Source organism: Streptosporangium sp. NPDC049644, assembly GCF_040675205.1.
GTDB classification, from domain to species: domain Bacteria; phylum Actinomycetota; class Actinomycetes; order Streptosporangiales; family Streptosporangiaceae; genus Streptosporangium; species Streptosporangium fukuiense.
On the sequence record NZ_JBFAOJ010000031.1, the window covers coordinates 74,367 to 83,585 of the forward strand.

Here is a 9,219-nt window from a genome sequence, read left to right on the forward strand (position 1 = left end):
ACCCCGTGCCTCCTCTGCGTAACACGGGACGCGAGGTCCAGCGGTTCGGCCCACATCTCGTCAAGGAACTGCCATAGCGGCGCGAGGCCCTCATGTCTCGCACGCTACCGCTGTTCGACGCCCCACGCGCCTTGATCCGCGGGACCGGTTTCCCCGCTCCGCCTCCGGCGAACAGATCCCGGGCCGGTCCGGCGGCCGGTCCCGGAACGGAGGACACGTCCCGAACGGCCGTACCGGGAGCCCGGAGCCGGAAAACCGGCCGCACAGCCGGCGACACGCCCCGGTCCCCGTGCCGGGGACTCGGAGCCTGCGGTTCACAGCCCCAGAGCGGCCATCCGGTCGCCGTGCTTCTCGGTCAGCCGGGCGAACATCCGGCCGATGTCCTCCCCAGCCGCCTCCACCAGCAGTGCCGCGAGCTCCGGTCTGGCCGCGGCCACGTGCTGTCCCTGGCTCAGCGCCTCCCCGACCAGCCGCCTGGCCCACAGCGCCAGCCGCCCCGCCTGCTTGGGGTCCTCCTGAAGCGCCGCGCCGACCCTCTCGACGGCGAACTGCGACCGCCCCTCGTCGGCGAGAACCTCCTCGACGAGGTTCCGCGTCCGGTCGTCCACGCCGACTGCCGCCTCACGGTAGAAGTCGAGCGCGATCCCGGTGCCCACATACGCCTTCACCAGAGCCTCCAGCCAGTCCCCGGGAGCGGTCTGGGCATGCCAGTCGTCCAGTGGCCCCACGAAGGGCGCCATCGCCTCCTCGGGATCCACCCCGAGGTCGGCCAGCCGGTCGCGGAGCAGCTCGAAGTGCGCGTACTCGGCCGCCGCCAGGCCGCCGAGGGCCGCCCGATCGGTCAGTGAGGGGGCATGCCGCGTGGCGTCCTCGGCGAGCCTGAGGAACGCCGTCAGCTCGGCGTAGGCGAGAACGCCGAGCAGGTCGGAGACACCGGGAGGGGAATCACTCATGGACGCAGCCTACGATCTGATCGACCTCGCGATTCACCGGGAATACGAAGAAATCGGTTCTCCGTTGTGGTATCGAGTACACTGCTCTGTGAAAGTGCGACCGCACCGTGTTAATCCGGGATATCCACTCCCGGACGCCCCCAAAAGTCGGCGTGACGCCGCAGCGGTCGCTGATGACATGAGAAGGCTGGACCTTCCGCGAGGACCCGGCACGGGGAACATGTTTTCTGCCCGTGGTCCCGGCAGTCCTGCCTTCAACGGAGATTTAGGCAGGCCAAGCTGACGACGTTCCGAGACCTCGGAGTCACCCCAGAGATCGCCGATGCCCTTGAGACCGAGGGCATCATCGCGCCGTTCCCGATCCAGGAAATGGCACTCCCCCTGGCCCTCAACGGCCAGGACATCATCGGCCAGGCGCGCACCGGCACCGGCAAGACCTACGCCTTCGGCGTGGCGATGCTGCAGCGTGTCGGCAAGCCGAGGAAGAACCGCAAGAAGCCCCGCGGGCTGGTCGTGGTACCGACCCGTGAGCTCGCCGTTCAGGTCACCGAGGACCTGGTGACGGCGGCCGGAAAGCTCGGCTCGCGGATCCTCACCGTGTACGGCGGGCGCGCCTACGAACCCCAGATCGAGGCCCTCAAGCAGGGCGTCGACGTCATCGTCGGCACCCCGGGGCGCCTGCTCGACCTGGTCAAACAGAAGCACCTCGACCTCAGCCAGATCGGGACCCTCGTCCTCGACGAGGCCGACCGGATGCTCGACCTGGGCTTCCTGCCCGACATCGAGCGCATCATCAAGCTCATCCCGGCGGAGCGGCAGACGATGCTGTTCTCCGCGACCCTGCCGGGTGAGATCGTCGCCCTGTCCAGGCGTTACCTCACCCGCCCCACCCACGTGCGGGCCGAGAACAACGACGCCGAGGCCGAGGCGACCCCGCAGACGACCCAGTTCGTCTGGCGCACGCACCGGATGGACAAGATCGAGATCGTCGGCCGCCTGCTGCAGTGCGAGGGCCGCGGACTCACCATGATCTTCTGCGAGACCAAGCGCGCCTGCGACATGGTCGTCGAGCAGCTCAAGGAGCGCGGCTTCGCCGCCGCGGCCGTCCACGGCGACCTCGGCCAGGGCCAGCGCGAGCAGGCCCTGCGCGCCTTCCGCAACGGCAAGATCGACGTGCTGGTCGCGACGGACGTCGCGGCGCGCGGCATCGACGTCGACGATGTCACCCACGTCGTCAACTACGACTGCCCGCAGGACGAGAAGGCGTACGTGCACCGGATCGGCCGTACCGGCCGGGCCGGCAAGACGGGCGTCGCGGTGACCTTCGTCGAGTGGGAGGACCTCACTCGCTGGAAGGTCATCAACAACGCGCTCTCGCTCCCCTTCCCCGAGCCGGTCGAGACCTACTCGACCTCCCCGCACGTCTTCAGCGATCTGGGCATTCCCGAGGGCACCAAGGGCGTGCTGCCGCGCGCCAACCGGTCCCGGGCGGGCCTGGCCGCCGAGGAGGTCGAGGATCTCGGCGAGACCGGGCGAATCCGCTCCCGCTCTCCCCGCAAGGGGCGCGAGGACGATCGTGAGGAGCGTCGTGAGCGTCCGGCACGTACCCCTCGCGAGCGCCGTCGCACCCGCGGTGGCCGTACCAGCGAGGAGATCTCCGCGCCGGTCACGGCCGAGGAGGTCCAGCCGGCCGAGTCCCCTGTCGTCGAGATCGCTGAGGTGGAGACGGACGTGGCACCCCGCAAGGACGGCCGTGACGACCAGTACACCGCCGAGGCCGCGCCCCGCCGGGGCCGTGCTCGCAGGGCCGGGCTGAATCCCGAGGTGAGCCTCGTCGGGAAGTCCGAGGTTCCGGCTCACCCCGATTCCACGACGGACGAGCCGGTCCGCAGGCAGCGCCGCGCCAGGCGCGAGCAGGTGGCCGAGGTCCCCTCGTGGAGCGGGGAGCCGGCGGCGGAGTTCACGACGGGCGGAGAGGACGACGCCGTGGCCGAACATCGGGACGACGAGCCCGCGGCGGAGGTCTCCAGGCCCCGGCCGCAGCCCGAGAAGATCATTCCGCCGAGCCCGTTCGCGGTGATCTTCAAGTCTCCGGACCTGGCGTCGGACGACGACGAGATCGCCCCCTCGGCGGCCTCCGAGCGCGTACAGAGCCGCCGCCGCCCGCAGATCCGCGGCCAGCAACGAGGACCTCGCCGTCCGAACTAGTGGTAACAACATCAAAAGGGGCGCGACCCTACCGGGTGGCGCCCCTTTTCGCGCTCCCGGACGCACGGAGCGATGTCGTCAAGAGAGGTATCGTGGGGCCACGTGAGTACGCCGCGTTTTCTGACCATGCCTCCTGGCGTCCGCTCTCGCCAGATCGAGACGGCGGTGGGCACCTTCGCCGCGCTGGAGGCCCTGCCCGTCAGCGGCATTCCCGAGCGCTGGCCGGCCCTGCTGGTCCCCGGCCTGACGGGGAGCAAGGAAGACTTCATCGCGGTGCTGCAGACGCTCGCCCAGTCCGGCCGCCAGGTCATCGCGATCGACATGCGAGGCCAGTTCGAGTCGAACGGCCCTGACGACAGGAGCGCCTACAGCTGCGCCGCGCTCGGCAACGACGTCGACGTCCTGGCCCAGGTGATCGGCCACGGAGGCCCGATCCACCTGGTCGGCCACTCCTTCGGCGGCCTGGTCACCCGGGAGGCGGTCATCGACGGCCGTACCCGGTTCGGGTCCTACACGCTCATGAGCTCCGGGCCCGCCGCGATCGTCGGGCCCCGCGAGCGCGCGGGCCGCATCATGCTCTCGGAACTGCCCGACCTCGGGCTGGAGCACCTGTGGCACAACCGGATGGAGCCCGAGGCCCTGTCCGCCGGGGTCTCCGACGAGATCATCGCCTTCCTGCGCAAGCGACTGTTCGCCAACTCGCCCACCGGCATGTACACGATGACCGAGGAGGTGCTCTCCGCGCCTGACCGGTGCGACGAGCTCACCCAGGTCGATGTCGCCACCCTGGTCCTGTACGGCGAGCACGACGACGGCTGGCCGCCGCGTATGCAGTCGGAGATGGCCCGCCGGCTGGACGCCGACTGCGTGGTGGTCCCCGGCGCGGCCCACTCCCCCGCGGTGGAGGCCCCGGAGACCACGGCCGCCGCGCTCATCCGTTTCTGGAACGCCGCGGAGAGCCGGCCGAGAAGCTGACCTGGGATTTCCCACTGCCGGGACCCCTGTTGGACGGAGCGTCGAATGCCATGTAATGATTCACTTACTATGGCGAGCATCGAAGACATCGTCGTCCAGCCTCCGCACACCGCGACCTGGCTGGTGCACATCGACCGCTCCATGTGGGTCGGCGGGGTCCGCGGCCTCATGCTCCAGGCCCTGCATCCCCTCGCGATGCGTGGCGTCTGGCAGAACTCCGACTTCCAGCAGGACCCGTTCGGAAGGCTCCGCCGCACGGCGGACTTCGTGGGCAGGGTCACCTTCGGCAGCCCCGCGGAGGCCGACGAGATCGGCCGCCGCGTCCGGGGAATCCACCGGCGGCTCCGCATCGACGACCCCGACACCGGCCGCACCCACCGGGTGGACGACCCGGAGCTGCTGCTCTGGGTGCACTGCGCGGAGGTCTCCTCCTACCTGGCCGTGGCACGCCGGGCGGGCCTGGGGCTCAGCGACCGCCAGGCCGACCGCTACCTGGCCGAGCAGCGCCGCAGCGCCACCTATGTCGGCCTGCACGCCGAGGACGTGCCCGGCTCCCTGGCGGAGCTGGACGACTACCTCACCTCGGTCCGCCCGACGCTGCGGGTCACCCCCGAGGCCGCCTCCACCGTGCGCTTCCTGCTCTGGCCGCGACTGCCCGCCGAGCTGCGTGCCCTCACCCCCGGCAAACCCGCCTACTTCCCCTTCGGCGCGCTCTGCTACTACTCGCTGCCCGACTGGGCCAGGCAGATGTACGGCGTGCTGCCCGAGGTGCCGCCCAGCACGGTGACCGCGGCGCTGAGGGCGTTCCGGCTGACCATGAACTCGCTTCCCGAACACGTCCACGACCGGGCGTTCACCCCCGGCACCCGCGAGATGCTCGGTGCCTCCCGCGAGCGGCTCGCCGCCGCGGGTTACGACCTGGGCAAGGGGCTCAAGGGGCTGACCGACCCGCGCCGCTGGCCGGACCGACTGCCCCGCGCCGCCTGACGGCGCGCCGCGCGGTCAGTCCGCGAGGGCGTCCCACGGCTCGCGGTCGCCGCTCGCGGCCTGGCCCTCGGGGCAGTGGCGGCGAAAGTCGCACCACGAGCACAGCGGGCCCGTACGGGGCGGGAAGGAGGCGTCGACCTCGGGCGGCACCGGGGGCGGGGTCCGGCCGGTGCCTCTGGTCCGTGACGCGGCCGAGCCGGTCCCGCCGGGACGGGTGGCCGACCATGCCCGGTACCGCTCGTCGGCCTCGGCGGCCTCGACGGCGATCTCCTCGGCTCGGCCGAGGTGCCGGGCCAGCGACTCGTCGGTGTGCTCCCACTCCACGACGGAGGCGGTCGGCAGGTGATGGAGCTCGACCCGGTGGCAGGGGCGGTGCATCATCGCCGAGGAGGCGATGGCGTAGACCGCCAGCGCGAGCGAGGAACGGGCGTCGTCCGTGGTCGGCGGGCGTCGGCCGGTCTTGTAGTCGACCACGACCAGTTCCTCGCCGCGCCGGTCGAGCCGGTCCACCCGGCCGGAGAGGGCGACGACGGAGGTGCGCGTGGCGACGGTGCGCTCGACGCCGACCGGCTCCGCGGCGGGGTCGAGACCCGCCACGTATCCCCGGACCATCTCCCTGGCCCGGTCACGCCAGGCGGCCGACTGCTCCGCGTCGCGGAACCCCTCGCCGATCCATCCCCTGGTGAGCAGGGCGGCGGCGACCTCGGGCGTACGCCGCTCGTACGGCTCGCGCCACCAGGCGGCCAGGGCGTTGTGCACGCTGACGCCCACGCTGTTGTGCGCCCACGGCGGACCCTTCTGCGGCGCGGGCCGATCCAGGTAGGCGAACCGGTAGCGCCGGGGGCAGTCCAGCCAGCTGTTCAGCCGCGACGGCGTGCAGGCATACAGCCGCCGCGGCATGCCGTCCAGGGGAAGCTGGTCCATCGGGGGCTATTCGTCCCGGAGGTTCAGCCGGATCCCCGCCGCGCGCGTGCCATCGGTCAGCGGCCCCTCCTCCTGCTCCTGCGCCCCTCGGGTCAGCGAGCCGGAGAGCCAGGCGTCGAACTGAGGCTCCAGGTCGCCGATCGTGGTCTCCTCGCCGTGCGCGGGCAGCACCCGGGTGGCGTGCGGCAGGGTGAACAGCCGTCCCCCGATGGCGGTCAGCTGGTCGGCCAGGGCGGGATACTCACCGCCGACCCTGCCGGGGCCGTCGGCCTGGAGGGTCTTGCCGGTGAAGACCGCCTCCAGGGCCTCGCAGTAGAGCGAGACGCCACCGTGGGAGATGCCCGGGGTGGACATGACCTCCAGCTGGACACCGCCGACCTCGAACAGGCCCTCGTCCTCCATGTCGATGTCCGGCCAGGTGTCCGGCCAGGTCAGTCGCCACAGCGGCCTGTCCTTGGGGTGGAGGGCGATCACCGCCTCGTCTCTGGCCGCGACCTCGATGGCCGCGCCCACGTGGTCGGGCAGGCCGTGGGTGCAGATGATCGCCAGCACCTCCCGCTCGCCGACCTTCTCCAGGATCGCCTCCGCGTCACGCGCGGGGTCGATGACGATGACATCCTCGTCGTCACCCAGGATCCACGTGTTGTTCTCGACCTTGTGCTCGACGCCGTCGACATCGACGACGCCCTCGGTCACCACTCGCTCGATACGCGCTGTCACGCTTCCGAACTTTACTGCCTCCATCCGCCCTCCGGTCCGGACGGAACGGTCAAGGGTTCGAATACCGAGCGGGCGGTCAGGAGGCCGGGGCCTCCAGGCGCGGGGAGAACGCCCCGAAGGGCAGGTCGAGGGCCTGGTCGTGGTCGCGCAGATCGCGCAGGGACAGCTCGGCCAGGGTCATCAGGTAACCGGCCTCGGCGGGCCACACGACCGCCCAGAGCCAGTTCCCCAGCGCCTCACCCACGTAGACGGCCCGGTCACAGGCGGCGGTGACGCACCACAGGGCGGCAGGATGGCCCTTGACCTCGATCTTGGCGTGTGGCGGGCCCTGGTCGAAGCCGGTGCCCGGATCGGTGCTCTCCAGCCCGGCGAACGCCGCGCCGAGCCCGACCCCGGGCTCCTCCGCGATGAGCAGCAGATCGGCGGGCCCGTAGGTCAGCGAAGGTCCGGAGACCGCGACCACCGTGGCCCGTACGCCGCTGCGCTCGTCGCCCACGTGGGCGAACCCGGTGACCAGCCATCCCGTGGGCAGCGGCCACGGGACCCAGACGGGGACGCGGGAGATGCGGGTGATGGCCTCCACCGCGGCGGCGGAGGGAGGTATGGGTGGCTGGAACGGCAGCACATCACCGTGGGGACCGCATCTCCAGGAGCTTGACCAAGCACTCGGCGGACGTAGCGGGCCGAAACAGCGTGGGCATGTAGGGGCGGCTTTCACGCCTACCCACGCTGCTTCTTCGACAGCCCATCCGTCAAGAGGCTCGGTCGTTATCACACCGTAATCTTGTTCATGTGCGCGTAAATTGTGTGGGGGCGATCATCCTCGACGACTCGGGGCGGATGCTTCTGGTCCGCCGCGGCCGGCCACCCGGGATGGGGTTGTGGTCCGTCCCCGGCGGCCGGGTCGAGCCCGGCGAGTCCGACCCCGAGGCGGTCATCAGAGAGGTTCTGGAGGAGACCGGCCTGACCGTCGTCCCCGGACGCCTGGCCGGAACCGTCGACCGCCCCGGCCCCGGCGGTGCCGTCTACGAGATCCGCGACTACCTGGCCGAGGTCTCCGGCGGCACGCTCTCCGCCGGGGACGACGCCGCGGACGTCCGCTGGGTCACCCGCGCGGAGCTAGCGCGGCTCCCGCTCACCCCCGGCCTGCTGGACGCACTGGCCGAGTGGTCGGTCATCGCACGGGAGTGAGCGGCGCGAGGCCCGGCTCACCGCGTCGAGGTGAGCTTGGAGCGCCACAGGGTGAGGTGGTCCGCGCTGTAGGTGGTGGAGCGGCCCAGGGCCACGACCTGGCCGCCCAGGACCGCCACCGCGCCGAGCCACTGGGCCCCGTCGCCGTCCAGCCTGCCCTGGCTGGGGGTGTGGAGCTGCCAGTTCAGCCCGTTCTCCGAGGTCCAGGCCGCGCTGTCGCCCTCGCCCGGAACCCCGTGCCAGCCCACGGCCACCACGCCCTCCGGCGTCGCGGCGAGGTCCTGCACGGCGGACGCGGTCTCTCCGGGGAGCCAGGAGAACTCCCAGCTCGTCCCGTTGTCCGCGGACACCGCGCCGAAGGCCCGCCGGCCGTCCTCCGTGCTGGCCGTGCCGGCCGCGACGATGTCCCCGCCGTACAGGACCACGTGCCGCAGCCCCGCCGACGTCGCCCCCGGGGGCAGGACCGGCTTGCGCGCGTTCCAGTTGACCCCGTCGGCCGAAACCCAGACCACGCCGGTCTCGCGCTCGGCCGTGCCGGCGCCGCCGACGGCCACGTATCCGGACGAGGTCGCCGAGACGTCGTGCAGCCGTACGCCCGTACCGCCCGCGGGCAGCCTGGCCGCCCTGGAGTAGCGCTTGAGGTCGGCGGAGAACCACAGGACGGGCACGGTGGCGGCGGGGCCGCGGTCCTCACCCGCCATGACGTAACCGGAAGGGCCCGCCGCCACCGCGTGCGGGGCGAGGAAGTCGTGGTCGCCGGCCGGGGCGAGGGAACCCAGCACCGCGACCCTGCGCCAGTTCTCGCCGTCTGCGGAGGTGACCAGCAGCGGTTCGGTGGAGGAGGCGTCGGTCATCGTGCTGCCCGCGGCCAGCCAGCCCCGCCTGCCGTGCGCGACGTCGGCGAGTGCCTGCCGCCTCGGGCCGCCGAGGAGCTGCGCCGGGCCGCCCGCCTGCCAGCTCTGGCCGCCGGGGCTGCTCCAGATCCCGGCGTCGCCCGAGACGGCACCCACCGCGACGAACCTGCCGTCGCCCGCGGCCACCCTGGCCGTCTCGCGGGCGGCTCTGGCCAGGCCCTCGATCCCGCCCAGGGAGACCGGCCTCGGTTCTCCGCCCTTGGGCGCGGTGATGAGAACCACCCTGTTGTCCACGTCGGCGGGGGGGGGGGGGGGGGCCCCCCCCCCCCCCCCCCGGGGGGGGGGGGGGGGGCGGGCCCCCCCCCGCCCCGGGGCCCCCCGCGGGCGGGGGGGGGGGGGCGGAGGGG

The 9,219-nt window shown here is 72.2% G+C and carries 9 protein-coding genes; 4 read left to right on the plus strand and 5 right to left on the minus strand.

The window, feature by feature from the left end; genetic code table 11:
- Positions 1-314: 314 nt before the first annotated feature.
- The gene (locus AB0J58_RS19600; protein WP_343977449.1) at positions 315-953 is read right to left on the minus strand and encodes a ferritin-like fold-containing protein; all 639 of its coding nucleotides are present in this window, start codon (positions 951-953) and stop codon (positions 315-317) included.
- 369 nt (positions 954-1,322) lie between these two features.
- Between AB0J58_RS19600 and AB0J58_RS19605 the strand changes: the two genes are divergently transcribed.
- From AB0J58_RS19605 to AB0J58_RS19615, 3 genes are all read left to right on the plus strand, one after another.
- A complete protein-coding gene (locus AB0J58_RS19605; protein ID WP_364217450.1) occupies positions 1,323-3,161 on the plus strand; it encodes a DEAD/DEAH box helicase in 1,839 nt (612 codons plus the stop codon).
- A 102-nt stretch (positions 3,162-3,263) separates the two neighbouring features.
- Positions 3,264-4,136 carry an alpha/beta hydrolase gene (locus tag AB0J58_RS19610; RefSeq protein WP_364217452.1) on the plus strand — a complete coding sequence of 291 codons (873 nt, stop codon included), beginning with the start codon at positions 3,264-3,266 and terminating at the stop codon, positions 4,134-4,136.
- Between the two features lie 69 nt (positions 4,137-4,205).
- Positions 4,206-5,123: an oxygenase MpaB family protein gene (locus AB0J58_RS19615; RefSeq protein WP_364217454.1), complete on the plus strand. Its 918-nt coding sequence runs from the start codon at positions 4,206-4,208 to the stop codon at positions 5,121-5,123.
- A gap of 15 nt (positions 5,124-5,138) precedes the next feature.
- Here the strand turns inward: AB0J58_RS19615 and AB0J58_RS19620 are convergent, their stop codons facing one another.
- The 3 genes from AB0J58_RS19620 to AB0J58_RS19630 all read right to left on the minus strand — a co-directional run bounded on the left by AB0J58_RS19620 (position 5,139) and on the right by AB0J58_RS19630 (position 7,542).
- On the minus strand, positions 5,139-6,047 hold the full coding sequence (locus AB0J58_RS19620) for a PD-(D/E)XK nuclease family protein (protein ID WP_364217456.1): 909 nt from the start codon (positions 6,045-6,047) through the stop codon (positions 5,139-5,141).
- Positions 6,048-6,053: 6 nt separating this feature from the next.
- A complete protein-coding gene (locus tag AB0J58_RS19625; RefSeq protein WP_343977461.1) occupies positions 6,054-6,767 on the minus strand; it encodes an MBL fold metallo-hydrolase in 714 nt (237 codons plus the stop codon).
- Positions 6,768-6,843: 76 nt separating this feature from the next.
- The gene (locus tag AB0J58_RS19630; protein WP_364217458.1) at positions 6,844-7,542 is read right to left on the minus strand and encodes a DUF6758 family protein; all 699 of its coding nucleotides are present in this window, start codon (positions 7,540-7,542) and stop codon (positions 6,844-6,846) included.
- A gap of 17 nt (positions 7,543-7,559) precedes the next feature.
- Between AB0J58_RS19630 and AB0J58_RS19635 the strand changes: the two genes are divergently transcribed.
- The gene (locus AB0J58_RS19635; RefSeq protein WP_364217459.1) at positions 7,560-7,958 is read left to right on the plus strand and encodes an NUDIX hydrolase; all 399 of its coding nucleotides are present in this window, start codon (positions 7,560-7,562) and stop codon (positions 7,956-7,958) included.
- 17 nt (positions 7,959-7,975) lie between these two features.
- Here the strand turns inward: AB0J58_RS19635 and AB0J58_RS19640 are convergent, their stop codons facing one another.
- A complete protein-coding gene (locus tag AB0J58_RS19640; RefSeq protein WP_364217461.1) occupies positions 7,976-9,094 on the minus strand; it encodes a hypothetical protein in 1,119 nt (372 codons plus the stop codon).
- Between the last annotated feature and the right edge of the window lie 125 nt (positions 9,095-9,219).

Coding starts and splice junctions, on each gene's coding strand:
- AB0J58_RS19600 (WP_343977449.1), bottom strand. CDS start 953: ATGAGTGATTCCCCTCCCGGTGTCTCCGACCTGCTCGGCGTTCTCGCC.
- AB0J58_RS19605 (WP_364217450.1), top strand. CDS start 1,323: ATGGCACTCCCCCTGGCCCTCAACGGCCAGGACATCATCGGCCAGGCG.
- AB0J58_RS19615 (WP_364217454.1), top strand. CDS start 4,206: ATGGCGAGCATCGAAGACATCGTCGTCCAGCCTCCGCACACCGCGACC.
- AB0J58_RS19620 (WP_364217456.1), bottom strand. CDS start 6,047: ATGGACCAGCTTCCCCTGGACGGCATGCCGCGGCGGCTGTATGCCTGC.